The sequence below is a fragment of the Bacillus sp. BR3(2024) genome (assembly GCF_039134555.1).
Classification (GTDB): domain Bacteria; phylum Bacillota; class Bacilli; order Bacillales; family Bacillaceae_G; genus Bacillus_A; species Bacillus_A cereus.
On sequence record NZ_CP152433.1, the window covers coordinates 2,633,620 to 2,647,496 of the forward strand.

A 13,877-nucleotide genomic window follows, 5' to 3' on the forward strand; every position below is an offset into this window, starting at 1 on the left:
ACCACTATTCTCTCTTTCATTTAGAGAATAGTGGTTTATCATATTTCTATTTAAGCATGTACAGCATGTCCTACTGCTTGCATTAACGCTTCATGAATCGCCTCAGATAAAGTTGGATGTGCTGCAATATAATCTCTCATTATATCAGCGGTAACTTCTGTATGAATCATTACGGTTCCTTGACCAATAAGTTCAGTTGCATGAGGACCGATAATAGAAATCCCTACAATTTCTTGGTATTTAGGTTCTACAATGACTTTTACTTTACCTACTTGTTCTCCTAAAATAAGAGCTTTTCCGTTCGCTGTAAAAGGAAATTCTCCGATGAGAATATCACCATATTGTTCTCTTGCACCTTTTTCACTTAACCCTACACTAGCTATTTCTGGAGCTGTGTATATACAACGGGGCACAGCGTGATAATTTACTTTCACGTCTTCTCCGCTTGCGTGTAATGCTGCTGTCGTTCCTTCATGGAAGGCAACGTGAGCAAGCTGAATTCCACCGATTACATCACCAGCTGCGTAAATATGCGATACGTTCGTTTGCATATGTTCATTCACAGAAATCCCTTTATTTGAAAACTGAACCCCTGCCTTTTCTAATCCTAATTGTTGCACTCGTGGTTTTCTTCCTACAGAAACAAGAACAAATTCTGGAGTTACTTCGTGAGTAATTCCCTCGTACTCAAATGAAGCTTGCTTCTTATAGTTATTTAATCCTTTTAAAACTGCTCCCGTAAAAATTTTCACACCATCTTTTTCTAATTTCTCTCTTAAAATATTCGCGATATCTTCATCTTCACCAGGTAGTAATTGCGGTGCCATTTCAACTATCGATACTTTTGTGCCAAGTCTACTATAAATACTTGCAAACTCACATCCTATTACACCACCGCCAACGATTAACAATGAAGATGGTACACTCTCAAGAGACATGGCATGGCTACTATTTAAAATCCATTTTCCATCGAACGGAGCGAATGGTAATTCTGTAGGTTCGGAACCAGATGCGATAATAAAGCTCTCTCCATCAACTACTTCTTCTTTATTTCCTTGTACAACTCGCACACGATGATCCGTTTCGAATTTCGCTTTTCCTTTTACAACTTTAATTTTATTTTTCTTCATTAAATATTGTATTCCTTGGACGAGTTGCATTACGATTTGTGATTTTCTCGCCTGTATTTGATCCCAATCAATTGATATACTTCCTGTATTAAGCGTAACTCCATAATCATTCGCTTTTCTCACAATGTCATGTATTTCAGCACTTTCTAACAGTGATTTCGTAGGCATACAACCAACATTTAAACACGTTCCGCCAAGTTCAGCTTCATCAATAAGAGTGACACCTTTGCCATTTTGAGCCGCGGTAATTGCCGCTACATAGCCAGCTGGTCCGCCTCCAATTACAACTAGTTTACTCATTCTCTCACCTTCTCTTTATAAAAGAATTGTTATAGGTTCTTCTAAATAATGTTTAATTGTGCGTAAAAATGCAGCTGCTGGTGCACCGTCTAGTACACGATGATCGAATGTTAAACTTAAAGGTAACATACTACCTTTTTTTAATTTTTTCCCTTTATATACAGGAACATGTTCAATTGCGCCAATACCTAAAATGCCAGTCTCAGGTGTATTTAATACAGGTGTGAAATATTCAATACCAAAGCTACCTAAATTACTAATTGTAAATGTCGTTCCGTGCATATCATCACTACTTAAGCTACTTGCTCGCGCCTTTTGTGCCACATTCTTAATCTCTTTAGACAATTCTACTAAAGATAAATTATTTGCAAAGCGAATAGCTGGAACGATTAACCCTTTTTCTAATGCGACTGCCATGCCTAAATGCACATGTTCAAATTGATGAATTGCATCATCTATATAAGCGCTGTTCATTTCTTTATGCTCTCCAAGTGCTAATACAGCAGCACGCGAGACAAAATCCGTAATGGTTAATTTATTATCATATCTTTTTTGTACAACTTTCGCTATTTCTTTATGTAAAGCAACTAAATCTGTTACATCTACTTTCATCGTTAACGTTAATTGTGCGCTATTTTTTAAGCTTGCGTGCATACGATTTGCGATCGCTTTACGCATACCAGTAACAGGAATCACGTTACTTTCTTCTTGTTCAGATATTTCCGGAACGATTCCTCTTACCTCAAGTGCTTTTAATACATCTGCCTTTGTAATCCTTCCGCCAGGACCTGTACCAACTAATGCCTTGATATCCAGATTTTCAGACTTTGCAATTTTCTTGGCTACAGGTGAAATTTTAATTCTTTGCTTCGATACTTCTTTCCCATTTGCTTCTTGATTTTGTACATTTTGTACTTCTATATTAGATGTTTTTTCTTCTACAACATGTGTGCTTTCCTGCATTTCTACCTTTTCATTCGGTTTACCGATGTAGCAAATTACAGTACCAGGCGGCACTCCTTCATCTTCACTTACAGCTATATCAAGTACCGTACCATCAGCTGGCGCTTCAATTTCCGTTTCAATTTTTTCTGAATTAATACTAGCAATTAGTTCTCCTTTTGCTACATTATCGCCTGCTTTAATATTCCAGCTCGTAATAATACCTTCTTTCATCGCCATACCTAACTTCGGCATTACAACTTCTACAGCCATGTCTCTCTCTCCCTTCTCATCGTTTTATTACACATGTAATAAAGATTGGTCTCCAATCATTTCTGATACAGTTTCAATTACTTTTTCTGGTGTTGGCAAATACAACTTTTCAAGTGGTGGTGAGAACGGAACAGGTGTATGTGGTGCTGTAATTCGTTTAATAGGTGCATCTAACAAATCAAAACCTTTATCCGCTACAATTGCCGCAATATCTGTTGCAATACTACATCTAGGATTCGCTTCGTCAATGACGATAAGACGATTTGTTTTTTCAACAGATGATAAAATAGTATCTTCATCAAGTGGTGATAAAGATCGTGGATCAATTACTTCTACTTCAAGCCCCTTTTTCGATAATTGCTTTGCAGCTGCAAGCGCTGTATGAACTTGCTTTCCGATTGCGACAATTGTTACATCAGAACCTTCCCGTTTAATATGTGCTTTTCCTAATGGAATTGTATAGTATCCTTCTGGCACTTCACCTTTCATATTGTAAAGTGTTTTATCCTCAAAGAAGATTACTGGATCATCATCTTCAATTGCCGCTAATAATAAGCCTTTTGCATCATACGGTGTGGAAGGAACAACAACTTTAATACCTGGTATGCTCGTAAATAATGCGTACAAACTTTGTGAATGTTGAGCTGCTGCACTAAAACCAGCGCCATGCATCGTACGTACTGTAACGGGTACTTTTGCTTTACCTCCAAACATATAACGGAATTTCGCACCTTGGTTTAATACTTGGTCAAGACAACTACCGATAAAATCATTAAACATTAACTCAGCTATCGGACGTAACCCAGTTGCAGCAGCTGCCATCGCAGCTCCCATATAACCCGCTTCAGAAATTGGTGTATCCAATATACGATTTCGGCCAAACTCTTGTACAAGTCCTTTCGTAACACCAAGAACACCACCCCAAGCTTCATCATCTTGCAGGTGATCAACTTGTGCACCTCCTGCAACATCTTCACCTATTAAAATTACATTTTCATCACGACGCATTGAGATTTTCATCGCTTCATTAATTGCAGTTGACATACTTACTGTTCTAGTCATAATTTTTCACCCTCCTCTTATTTGTAAGAAACGTATACATCTTTTAATAATTCTTCATCGTCTGGGTATGGACTATTTTCACTAAATTCAATGGATCTTTGTACTGCATCATCTACTGCTTTTTCCATATCAACAAGTTCAGATTCTGTTAATAAACCTTCATGAATTAAATGCTTACGGAAATTCACAATTGCATCTTTTTCGTTTAAATGTTCTTCTTTTTCTTCTGATGTTTTATATGTTTGCGCTTCACCTTCGAAATGACCATAATTACGATATGTCATACATTCAATAATTGTTGGACCATCACCCTTACGCGCACGTTCCACTGCTTCTGCAGCAGCTTTATATACAGCTAGAAGATCTTTTCCATCTACTTGAACACCTGGAATATTATAAGCTTTTGCGCGATCAGCGATAGAATCACAACTTGAAGCATATTCAAATGTAGTTGCTTCACCGTAACCGTTATTTTCTGCAATAAAAATAACTGGTAACTTCCAAATCGCCGCTAAATTAACCCCTTCATGGAATGTTCCTTCATTATTTGCTCCGTCACCGAAGAAGCAAACACTTACATCTTTTGTTCCTTTATATTTAGCTGTTAATGCTGAACCGCAAGCAAGTGGGAAACCCCCGCCTACAATGCCATTCGCACCAAGCATTCCTTTATCTAAATCGGCAATATGCATGGAACCGCCTTTACCTTTACATAATCCTGTCGCTTTCCCGAAAAGTTCAGCCATCATACCATTTAAATCACAACCTTTTGCGATACAATGTCCATGACCTCTATGTGTACTTGTAATATTGTCACTATCCGTTAAGTGGGCACATACACCAACTGCTACCGCTTCTTCACCTGCGTATAAATGAACGAAACCTGGCAAAACGCCTTGCGCGAACAATTCATGCACCTTATCTTCAAACTTACGAATCTCTAACATTTTTTCGTACATCCAACGAGCTTGTTCTTTCGTAATTTCATTCCCTTTACTTTCAGTTGTTTTTAACATGTCCAGCCCTCCTATTTTCTTGTTCGTCTTTTATATTGCAAGTACCGTGCCAAATTCTAATCCTTGTTTTAATAGGTTTTCTCTATCTTTTAACAATAAAAAAGTGGACAAAATGAGATGTTTGTCTCGTTTTGTCCACTTTTGTTCCCTTAATAAGAGAATTGTTACTTTATTCATTATCAAAGCTCTTCTGTAATTTTCGGATGTAAATAATTTGACCAATATGATATGCATTATGAGTTGTTACATTCGCTAGCACTTCCCACCACTTTGCAGAAACAGGAAATCCCACTACATCACTTTCAACCTTTTCTTCATTTATGAGATTTTGCCATTGTAACAGTTTTTCTAGTAGTTTTTCCCGTAATTCATCGAAAGTTTGATTATCTGAGAGCATAAAACTTTTGTTATTATCTCCTATAGCGGGTACTGCATTCACATTTGATTCTTTATACCTAGTTTGCCACGTAGAGTTCCAATACAGTAAATGTTGTACGATTTCAGCTATACTATTACTCTCTTCATTCGGTTTCCAGAAAGCTTCCCTCTCAGATAAATCCTTAACTGCATCTGAAAATGGCATATACCAACTGGGATCATTTGCATTCGCTAATAGCTGATCTTCTAATACAGCTTTTACATGGACCATTTTTCTTCCCTCATTTCATTATCATATTAATATACACTACTCTATATACGCTGATTCCCTATAATCCCCTTTTTTTACATACAAATTGATTTCATAATGAATGTAAGAATAATAGATTTTCTTATCATAACTCGTTATGATAAAAGAAAAAGAAAGCTGGCGAAAAATGAATAAAAAAATCGCAATAATTACTGGAGCCTCAAGTGGATTTGGACTATTAACTACACTCGAACTCGCAAAAAAAGATTATTTAGTTATCGCTACAATGCGAAACCTTGAAAAACAAGGAACCTTACTATCCCAAGTTACTCAACTTAACTTACAGCACAATATAAAAGTTCAACAATTAGATGTAACAGATCAAAATTCTATACATAATTTCCAATTATTTTTAAAAGAAATTAATAGAATAGATCTCCTTATAAATAATGCAGGATATGCAAATGGGGGCTTTGTAGAAGAAATCCAAGTAGACGAATATCGAAAGCAATTTGAAACGAACCTTTTTGGAGCTATATCAATTACCCAGCTTGTTTTACCATATATGAGAAAACAAAGAAGTGGAAAAATCATTAATATAAGCAGCATTAGCGGCCAAGTTGGATTCCCTGGTTTATCTCCTTATGTATCTTCAAAATATGCATTAGAAGGCTGGAGTGAATCGCTTCGCTTAGAATTAAAACCTTTCGGAATAGATGTCGCTTTAATTGAACCTGGTTCTTACAACACAAATATATGGGAGGTTGGTAAACAACTAGCTGAAAACCAATCTGATACAACATCTCCTTACAAAGAATATATGGATAAAATACAAAAACATATTAATAGCGGTAGTGATACATTTGGTAATCCGATAGATGTTGCTAATAAAATCGTTGAAATTGCTGAAACAAAGCGTACTACTTTACGATATCCTATTGGAAAAGGTGTAAAATTTATGATCTTTACGAAGAAGATTCTTCCTTGGAGATTGTGGGAATACCTTGTTTTGAGAAGCTTTAAGAAGATGTAAATATAAAGAGTAACTATCAAGATAAATAATGGTAGCTACTCTTTTTAAATATTCAACATGAAAAACCAAAACGACATTAGTATGTAGAAAGAGGATCAAAATAAAGTAACATTGAAACCATAAAAACAAATGCAAAGAATCCAATTATAGAAAGAATATATTCCTTTGTCTCTCTGCTATACTTCCATTCCATCCATACGCGTAATAAGGAAATTGCTCCAAAATAAGTAAGTACAGCAATTCCTATATTAGCATTTTCTACTTTGAACAGATAAATAAAACTTACTATAAGATATACGATAAAAAGACCTATTTCTAATTTTACATGTAAACTATTTACATGCTTATATATCCAAGCATTGCCCTTTGGCATATTTAGTTTTTTTCTTAAAAACTTTTCTAAAAAATATCCTCCAATTATCATAATAATAACTATAATCCAAATAGTAGAGTTGCCCATTGCATTCCCTCCTATTAAATTAATTATGTTTTCGTAACAAAATGGATTATATATTTTTTAATATGTAGATAATGTATTCATTTTCTTTATCTTCTTTAGTAGTAGTTTTATCAAGACATGTTTTATGTATTGTATAACAACAATCTATTTCCCATCCCTTTTGTTTCGGGATGTTTAATCCTTTTTCTTTCTATTTTTTCAAAAACGAATATAGATAGTACCGATAAAATTAATAGAGTTATTTTTATAATTGACAGAAAACCCTATCCTTTTATTTTCTTACTTGCATTTTCTCCGGCTGATCACTCGGATACGTGGCATTCCTTTTATTTTCTACGTCCCAACTAATAATTGTCGCACTATCACGTCCCAACTGATGATGCACGTGTTCTAAAACATTGTGAATATTTTCTTTAAGTGTTTTATCATTTCTGTTCATAGCATTATACAAATTTACAGGTGTTTCATATCGGCGTTCCCCGCATTCTAATACTCCATCTGTCACCATCACAATTCGGTTCTTTCCAGTACGTAATTCACGAATACCTGATGAATAGCAAGGCACAGGTAAATCAAATGTGTTTACATTTCCAATCCATTCGTAAAAATGACGTTGATTTAATGCATATTGTCCTAACTTATGTAACTCTTCATGAAATACATACACTAAACAATCACCGATAGAAAGCCACCATATATAATTTTCTTTCCTTACACATAGTAAGCAAGCTGTTTCACCTTTAATTTTTTTGCACTTTTCCTTAAATGAAGATGACTGAAAAATTGTAAGTATATGATTTTCAACAGACTGAAATACTGAATTAATTGGTTCATTCAAAATTACTTTTATATTTTCATATTCTTTTTCGATTGTATTTACTACTAAATCAACACTTTCTGCACTATTATGTCCATCTAATATAGCTGCAAATTCCCACTCACCATTTGACCAAACTAATGCACCATCTTCATTCTTTTTCGCTCCGGCACTAATATTCCCACCATATGCACCGAGCACGATATCACCATATTGCTTTACCGAAATTTCGTCTAAACACATTTCTCTACTTCCAACCCATGAATGTTGTCTATTATTTTTTGTATGCATATTCACTCACCATATACTCTCGTATTCTTTCGCATAGTTTTTTGATTTTCGCTGCGTCACCATATGGTGCGCCAGTCCATTTCGCTATCTCGCTTGGTGACCAAAACTCTTTTGGTGTATTCGGATAACGCGGAATTATGTTTCTTCACTATCCCAGTGGACATGTTCAACGTAAACGAGTTCATCTTCGTAAATAGCTCCACCTGGAACTATAATATTTCCTTTATGCTTTTTGCAAATGAAGCAGTTTTGTTCTACTTGATTGTTTGTTGACATGTCCATCACCTTCCTTTTCATATATAACATCACAAAAAAAGGAAAAACAGGTTTTGTATTCCGAATTTTCATTCTTTTGATACAGCAATTTTTGAAATGAATTTACACCTCATTATTTCTTCAAAAACGCAATCCCAATTATAATCCCAATCACAATTCCGATTACTAAATTATTTGTAAAGTGCCCTTGAAATACACCAATTACAACCCCTATACCGACACCTATTGCCAAAGCATCATTTCTTTTTTTATTTTTAGCCAATATTGCATCTCCTCCTACCATTTCTCGCTAAATAGCATACATTTACTTGAATGTATTAATATACGCACTATCTCGCTTAAATATTTCTAAAAAATGTACTGTAACTTCACATATAATATTTTCCATTTTCTGTACATACTCCTTTTATATTAAAAAATTTTCAAGTAACCATTAATTATACATAGGCATTTACTATAAGAAAGCTTCGTAATTTATTGAAGGAGGAACGATTCAAATGTATCCTCATTGGAATCCAAATATAAATCAACAGTATGTTTATTCCCCCCATCCCGCAAGGAATACATTGCATCATGATTCACAATATATGATGCAATGTATCGCAAGTCTTGAAAATCAATTAACTAAATTAATCTCATTAATCGAGGAAAATAATCAATTCATCAAATCAATGGAACAACAACAAAACCAAGTTTGCGCACCAGCTGGAGGTTCTGTTATCGTTCGTATGTGATCTGGATGCAATAAAAAACACACTTTGTATTATAAAAGTGTGTCTTTTGGTCATTATTTTCTTTTCGTATGGAACCCTTGTGTAATACGGTCTAATATAATTGCGATTACTACGATAGCTAATCCAGCTTCAAATCCCATTCCGATATTAACTTGTGTTACCGAGCGATATACATCAACTCCAAGCCCTGGAGCTCCTACAAGTGACGCTGTTACAACCATCGATAACGAAAGCATAATACTTTGGTTCACACCAGCCATAATCGTTCCGGTTGCAAGTGGTAATTGTACTTTAAATAGTTTTTGTGATGCAGTGGATCCAAATGCATTCGCTGCTTCAATTAAATCTTCTGGAACTTGTCTAATTCCTAAGTCAGTAAAACGAATTGTCGGTGGCATTGCAAAGATTACTGATGCAATAATTCCAGGTACTACACCTACTCCGAAAAATGTAATCGCTGGAATAAGGTATACGAATGCAGGCATTGTTTGCATAAAATCTAGTGTTGGTTTTAAAAGTTTTGAGAAACGTTCATTTTGAGATGCTAATATACCAATTGGAATTCCGACAATAATTGAAATAATAACAGACGTAAGTACGAGTGCTAATGTTTGCATCGTTTGTGCCCAGTAGTTAATATTCAAAATGAATAATAATCCAATAAGCGTAAAAATGACTAAAGATAATTTCCTCGTTGTGTACCAAATGAAGAAACACAAGATAATAATCATCAATATGGCAGGTATTATTGTTAAAAAATTAGTGAGTAAATCAACGAATCCACCAATAATATAAGAGAATCCTCGGAATAAGCCTTCAAAGTGCTCATATAAACTTGCAACAAATGAGTCGACCCATTCCCCTAATGGAATACGTGGTATACTATTCATCGTCTTTCACCTCTTCCTCAATGTTTCCTGCAAGAGCTTGAATGACACTTTCACGTTTAATAATTCCTCTTAGCCTTTTCTTCTCATCGATTACTGGTAAGGGATATTTCATCTCTGCCATTTTTGCATATGTCTCTTCCAGTAAAGTATCCAAATACACATGCGGAATATCATTAAGTAATAAATCAGCAATCGGCCACTGTTTTTGTACTGCTTTACTCGCATCATCCGCAGTTAATATACCTAAAAACTCATACTTTTTGTTTACAACATATACAGTTGAGACGCCTGCATTCCTCATAATTTGAAGAGCCACACGAGGTCCACGATCAATTAATAAAGTTTCTGGTCGTTTTAAAATAGACTCAGCCGTAATTACTTTTCCTAAATTCACGTCCGCAACAAACTTTTCTACAAATTCATTTGCGGGGCTCATCATAATTTCTTCTGGCGTTCCAATTTGGACGATTTCTCCATCTTTCATTAATGCGATACGATCTCCAATTCGAAGCGCTTCATCTAAATCATGCGTAATAAATATAATTGTTTTTTCCATTTTATCTTGTAACTCTAACAATTCATCTTGCATTTCTTTTCGAATAAGTGGATCTAATGCACTAAATGACTCGTCCATTAGTAATACATCTGGATTATTCGTTAGTGCCCTTGCGATTCCAACGCGCTGCTGCATACCACCACTAAGTTGACTTGGATAATTATCTTTATGATGATCGAGTCCTACTAACTGTAGCGATTCTAACGCTTTTTTCTCTCGCTCTTCAACCGGAACTCCTTGTATTTCTAAACCATATGCAACATTTTGTATAACTGTACGATGCGGAAATAGAGCAAATTTCTGAAATACCATACTCATTTTCGTTCTTCTTACTCTCCGTAACTCTTCTTTTCCCATCGTTGCGATGTCTTCACCATCTATATATATATGACCTGCAGTTGGTTTAATCAATTGATTTAACATACGAACTAGCGTAGATTTCCCGCTGCCAGACAAACCCATAATAACGAAAATCTCTCCAGAGTAAACTTCAAACGTTGCTTTTTTCACCCCAACGTTCATTCCTGTCTCTTTTAAAATTTCCGATTTACTTTTTCCTTCTTTTAATAAGGAAAGGGCTCTTTGCGGATGTTTCCCGAATACTTTTGTTACGTTTTCAACACGCACCTTTGTATTATCCATGTCACTACTCCTTTTCTACCCATCTATTCACATAGTGTTGCGATTTTACAAAGAAATATTACATAAAAATGACATTCATAAGATTTCTTTAAAATTCTCGTTTCCGTTCATAATAAGAATGCTTACTTATACATTTATTTTATAAGGCAAACGTTACTTAGGAGGTTTTCGATGCGAAAGAAAATTTGGTTTATATGCCTTGCATTATTTATTACTATGATTTTCACTTCATGTAATGCAACAAATGCAAATTCGAAAGGAAAAATTAAACTTGGTGTAACAAGTTGGAAAGAAAATATTGCAACTGCAAACATGTGGAAAGTTTTATTAGAAGAAAAAGGCTACAAAGTTGAGCTCATGTATTTAGAAAAAGCCGCAATTTGGACTGGTGTCGCTCGTGGCGATGTTGATGCGAATTTAGAAGTATGGCTACCAGTTACAGATAAACCGCTAAACGATCGTTATAAAGATGATATTGTCTTAAAATCAAAATGGTACGAAGGTACTGGACTAGGTTTAGTCGTCCCTTCTTATATGAAAAACATAAACAGTATCGAAGATTTAAATGCTCATAAAGATGAACTAGATAATAAAATTGTCGGTATCGAACCCGGTAGTAGTCTTATGAATTTAACGAATAAAGCAATGAAAGAATATGATATAAAACTAAAACTTGTCCAATCTTCTGAAGCTGCGATGATGAGTGAACTAAAGAAAGCATATACAAAAAAGAAACCAATCGCTGTTACGCTTTGGAATCCGCATTGGGGTTTTTCAGAATTTGACTTAAAATATTTAAAAGACCCTAAGAAAGTATATGGTGAAAAAGATGACATTTATTACTCCGTTCGTAAAGGTTTCGAAAAAGATCACCCAGATGTTATAAAATACTTTGATAAATGGAAAATGAACGATGAACAGCTCGGTACGTTAATGGTCATGTTAAATAAAACAAAAGATCCTGAAGAGGCTGCGCGAAAATGGATTAAAAAAAATCAAGCATTAGTTGATGAATGGGTAAAGGATTAATAAAAAGGCTAGAGAATTAACATATCCTCTAGCCTTTTTCATCTTATTTTTTCGTAACAACGTCATCTACAATCCCATATGCCTTCGCTTCTTCTGCAGTCATAAAATAATCTCTTTCTGTATCATGTGCTACTCTTTCAATCGGTTGGCCTGTTTTTTCTGCAATCATTTTATTAATATCATGCTTTAACTTTAATATTCTTTTCGCAGTTATTTCAATTTCTGTTGCTTGCCCTTGTGCACCACCAAGCGGCTGATGAATCATAATTTCACTGTTAGGGAGCGCAAACCGTTTTCCTTTTGCTCCTGATAATAATAACAATGCACCGAATGATGCCGCAAAGCCCATGCATAGCGTTTGCACATCTGGTTTAATTAAATTCATCGTATCTAATATTGCAAAACCTGCTGTCGTTGAACCTCCTGGGCTATTGATGTATAAATATATATCTTTTTCTGCATCTTCTGCTTCTAAAAATAATAATTGCGCTACGACACTACTCGCTACTTGATCGTTAATTTCTGAGCCGATAATAATAATACGGTCTTTTAATAACCTTGAATATATATCATAGGAACGTTCTCCTAATTTTGTTTGTTCTACTACATATGGAATTGCATTCATTTTAAATCCCTCCAATACTTGTTATGCTGCGCAAAGCATACAACTGTAGGAAGAAGGTTTTTTCACATTAAATAATAACACTGGCTGTTTAGATGGTAACTTAGTAAAATCTATTGTCGGAAGAAGTTTCGTTAACAATTCTGGTCTTTCCTCACGAATAGATGTTACAACAACTTCAATATCCTCTGTGAATTCGACTATCTCAATCCCTTCTTCACTTACAGTTTTCAGCCTATTTCTACTCCGAAATAAAGAAGCCTTTACTGCACCTTCTGATACAGAACACACTTTAGCAATATCAGCGATACTATATTGAAAAACATCTTTTAATAATAAAATTGCGGATTGCTGTACATTTAATGAAGACAATACTTTCCCTACCATTTCATGCAAATCTGCAATGTTCTCATGTGGTTCTTCAAAAGTGATTTGTTCTCTTATTTTTTCATGAACAGACTTAGACTTTATCTGATCTAACCAACGATTTCTTGCTATTTTATAGACGAGTGTCATACAAATATCTTTATTTCTATATTTTTGAAGCACTTTACACACTGTTTCTTGGGCGAGATCTTCCCCATCCCATTTGTTTTTCGTTAAAAAAGTACAGTATCTTTTTAACTCTCCATATTGTTCAATTAAAAAGTTTATATTTGAATGATTCATATCGATATGGTTCTTTAAAACATGAGTTACTTTTGTGCACAAAATAACCACTCCTTTTCAGCGCTTACTTAATAAACGATTCAACATTAAAAAAAGTTACGGGGATATAAAAAAATAATGTTTATGTTCAATAATTCGCGGTCATAAATATGTTATGTACAATTTTACGTGAGGAGGAACAAATTTGCCAAAATTAACAATTGAAGGTGCGGGAACTTTTGATGTGAAAGAAGGAACAAAGTTAGTATTAGCAATTGAAGATAGCGGTGTCAACATTCTTCATCGTTGCGGCGGGAATGCACGTTGCACAACTTGTAGAGTAGAAATACTAGCAGGTGATTTCTGTGAAGCGAGTGCGAATGAGAAACATGCAATGACGGAAAAAGGAATTGAAGATCATTTACGATTATCTTGTCAAATGCGTGTACATAAAGATATAGTCGTTCGTCCGGTACTTACAGTTGAAAATTCAGGTCTTGATGCTGGGCCACGTCCGGCGGAGTAAAG

At 34.9% G+C, this 13,877-nt stretch carries 16 protein-coding genes and 1 pseudogene; 4 read left to right on the forward strand and 13 right to left on the reverse strand.

All coding sequences use genetic code 11. The features are described from left to right. Positions 1-50: 50 nt before the first annotated feature. The 5 genes from lpdA to V7S45_RS13610 form a co-directional block, all read right to left on the reverse strand. Complete coding sequence (lpdA, locus tag V7S45_RS13590) at positions 51-1,430, reverse strand: dihydrolipoyl dehydrogenase (RefSeq protein ID WP_025687593.1); 1,380 nt, start codon at positions 1,428-1,430, stop codon at positions 51-53. Positions 1,431-1,445: 15 nt separating this feature from the next. Then, positions 1,446-2,645 carry a dihydrolipoamide acetyltransferase family protein gene (locus V7S45_RS13595; RefSeq protein WP_342761387.1) on the reverse strand — a complete coding sequence of 400 codons (1,200 nt, stop codon included), beginning with the start codon at positions 2,643-2,645 and terminating at the stop codon, positions 1,446-1,448. A 27-nt stretch (positions 2,646-2,672) separates the two neighbouring features. Continuing rightward, positions 2,673-3,707: an acetoin:2,6-dichlorophenolindophenol oxidoreductase subunit beta gene (gene acoB, locus V7S45_RS13600; protein ID WP_342761388.1), complete on the reverse strand. Its 1,035-nt coding sequence runs from the start codon at positions 3,705-3,707 to the stop codon at positions 2,673-2,675. A 17-nt stretch (positions 3,708-3,724) separates the two neighbouring features. Then, on the reverse strand, positions 3,725-4,723 hold the full coding sequence (acoA, locus tag V7S45_RS13605; protein WP_342761389.1) for an acetoin:2,6-dichlorophenolindophenol oxidoreductase subunit alpha: 999 nt from the start codon (positions 4,721-4,723) through the stop codon (positions 3,725-3,727). Positions 4,724-4,892: 169 nt separating this feature from the next. Further along, on the reverse strand, positions 4,893-5,372 hold the full coding sequence (locus V7S45_RS13610; protein ID WP_342761390.1) for a DinB family protein: 480 nt from the start codon (positions 5,370-5,372) through the stop codon (positions 4,893-4,895). Between the two features lie 166 nt (positions 5,373-5,538). Between V7S45_RS13610 and V7S45_RS13615 the strand changes: the two genes are divergently transcribed. Next, complete coding sequence (locus V7S45_RS13615) at positions 5,539-6,384, forward strand: SDR family oxidoreductase (RefSeq protein ID WP_001034794.1); 846 nt, start codon at positions 5,539-5,541, stop codon at positions 6,382-6,384. A gap of 76 nt (positions 6,385-6,460) precedes the next feature. Here the strand turns inward: V7S45_RS13615 and V7S45_RS13620 are convergent, their stop codons facing one another. The 4 genes and pseudogenes from V7S45_RS13620 to V7S45_RS13635 form a co-directional block, all read right to left on the reverse strand. Continuing rightward, positions 6,461-6,844 carry a DUF4181 domain-containing protein gene (locus tag V7S45_RS13620; protein ID WP_000528448.1) on the reverse strand — a complete coding sequence of 128 codons (384 nt, stop codon included), beginning with the start codon at positions 6,842-6,844 and terminating at the stop codon, positions 6,461-6,463. A gap of 271 nt (positions 6,845-7,115) precedes the next feature. Beyond that, on the reverse strand, positions 7,116-7,952 hold the full coding sequence (locus tag V7S45_RS13625; protein ID WP_000556966.1) for a PP2C family serine/threonine-protein phosphatase: 837 nt from the start codon (positions 7,950-7,952) through the stop codon (positions 7,116-7,118). Next, positions 7,936-8,249 (reverse strand): annotated as a pseudogene (locus tag V7S45_RS13630) (hypothetical protein). Before V7S45_RS13630 ends, V7S45_RS13625 begins: the two are co-directional and overlap by 17 nt. A gap of 91 nt (positions 8,250-8,340) precedes the next feature. After that, positions 8,341-8,511, reverse strand: coding sequence for a hypothetical protein (locus V7S45_RS13635; RefSeq protein WP_033689096.1), 171 nt, complete (start codon positions 8,509-8,511; stop codon positions 8,341-8,343). Between the two features lie 214 nt (positions 8,512-8,725). On the opposite strand from V7S45_RS13635, the gene V7S45_RS13640 reads away from it, so the two are divergent. Next, positions 8,726-8,962: a hypothetical protein gene (locus tag V7S45_RS13640; protein WP_000283220.1), complete on the forward strand. Its 237-nt coding sequence runs from the start codon at positions 8,726-8,728 to the stop codon at positions 8,960-8,962. 53 nt (positions 8,963-9,015) lie between these two features. Here the strand turns inward: V7S45_RS13640 and V7S45_RS13645 are convergent, their stop codons facing one another. After that, complete coding sequence (locus tag V7S45_RS13645; RefSeq protein ID WP_342761391.1) at positions 9,016-9,852, reverse strand: proline/glycine betaine ABC transporter permease; 837 nt, start codon at positions 9,850-9,852, stop codon at positions 9,016-9,018. Then, complete coding sequence (locus V7S45_RS13650) at positions 9,845-11,050, reverse strand: glycine betaine/L-proline ABC transporter ATP-binding protein (protein WP_000370606.1); 1,206 nt, start codon at positions 11,048-11,050, stop codon at positions 9,845-9,847. Before V7S45_RS13650 ends, V7S45_RS13645 begins: the two co-directional genes overlap by 8 nt. 171 nt (positions 11,051-11,221) lie before the next feature. On the opposite strand from V7S45_RS13650, the gene V7S45_RS13655 reads away from it, so the two are divergent. Next, positions 11,222-12,079, forward strand: coding sequence for a glycine betaine ABC transporter substrate-binding protein (locus V7S45_RS13655; RefSeq protein WP_001227615.1), 858 nt, complete (start codon positions 11,222-11,224; stop codon positions 12,077-12,079). 43 nt (positions 12,080-12,122) lie between these two features. Here V7S45_RS13655 and clpP read toward each other — a convergent pair whose 3' ends face one another. Further along, positions 12,123-12,704, reverse strand: coding sequence for an ATP-dependent Clp endopeptidase proteolytic subunit ClpP (gene clpP / locus V7S45_RS13660; protein ID WP_006924303.1), 582 nt, complete (start codon positions 12,702-12,704; stop codon positions 12,123-12,125). A 21-nt stretch (positions 12,705-12,725) separates the two neighbouring features. Beyond that, entirely contained in the window at positions 12,726-13,412 is a 687-nt protein-coding gene (locus tag V7S45_RS13665; protein ID WP_006924302.1) for an RNA polymerase subunit sigma-70, read from the reverse strand. A gap of 142 nt (positions 13,413-13,554) precedes the next feature. Here V7S45_RS13665 and V7S45_RS13670 point away from each other — a divergent pair, with 142 nt between their 5' ends. After that, complete coding sequence (locus V7S45_RS13670; protein WP_001125388.1) at positions 13,555-13,875, forward strand: 2Fe-2S iron-sulfur cluster-binding protein; 321 nt, start codon at positions 13,555-13,557, stop codon at positions 13,873-13,875. Positions 13,876-13,877 lie beyond the last annotated feature (2 nt).

Excerpts from the sequence above, each read along its gene's own strand:
- V7S45_RS13625 (WP_000556966.1), bottom strand. The coding sequence starts at position 7,952 with ATGCATACAAAAAATAATAGACAACATTCATGGGTTGGAAGTAGAGAA.
- V7S45_RS13650 (WP_000370606.1), bottom strand. The coding sequence starts at position 11,050 with ATGGATAATACAAAGGTGCGTGTTGAAAACGTAACAAAAGTATTCGGG.
- V7S45_RS13620 (WP_000528448.1), bottom strand. The coding sequence starts at position 6,844 with ATGGGCAACTCTACTATTTGGATTATAGTTATTATTATGATAATTGGA.
- clpP (WP_006924303.1), bottom strand. The coding sequence starts at position 12,704 with ATGAATGCAATTCCATATGTAGTAGAACAAACAAAATTAGGAGAACGT.
- V7S45_RS13595 (WP_342761387.1), bottom strand. The coding sequence starts at position 2,645 with ATGGCTGTAGAAGTTGTAATGCCGAAGTTAGGTATGGCGATGAAAGAA.
- acoA (WP_342761389.1), bottom strand. The coding sequence starts at position 4,723 with ATGTTAAAAACAACTGAAAGTAAAGGGAATGAAATTACGAAAGAACAA.
- lpdA (WP_025687593.1), bottom strand. The coding sequence starts at position 1,430 with ATGAGTAAACTAGTTGTAATTGGAGGCGGACCAGCTGGCTATGTAGCG.
- V7S45_RS13640 (WP_000283220.1), top strand. The coding sequence starts at position 8,726 with ATGTATCCTCATTGGAATCCAAATATAAATCAACAGTATGTTTATTCC.
- V7S45_RS13655 (WP_001227615.1), top strand. The coding sequence starts at position 11,222 with ATGCGAAAGAAAATTTGGTTTATATGCCTTGCATTATTTATTACTATG.
- V7S45_RS13645 (WP_342761391.1), bottom strand. The coding sequence starts at position 9,852 with ATGAATAGTATACCACGTATTCCATTAGGGGAATGGGTCGACTCATTT.
- V7S45_RS13635 (WP_033689096.1), bottom strand. The coding sequence starts at position 8,511 with ATGGTAGGAGGAGATGCAATATTGGCTAAAAATAAAAAAAGAAATGAT.
- V7S45_RS13610 (WP_342761390.1), bottom strand. The coding sequence starts at position 5,372 with ATGGTCCATGTAAAAGCTGTATTAGAAGATCAGCTATTAGCGAATGCA.
- V7S45_RS13615 (WP_001034794.1), top strand. The coding sequence starts at position 5,539 with ATGAATAAAAAAATCGCAATAATTACTGGAGCCTCAAGTGGATTTGGA.
- acoB (WP_342761388.1), bottom strand. The coding sequence starts at position 3,707 with ATGACTAGAACAGTAAGTATGTCAACTGCAATTAATGAAGCGATGAAA.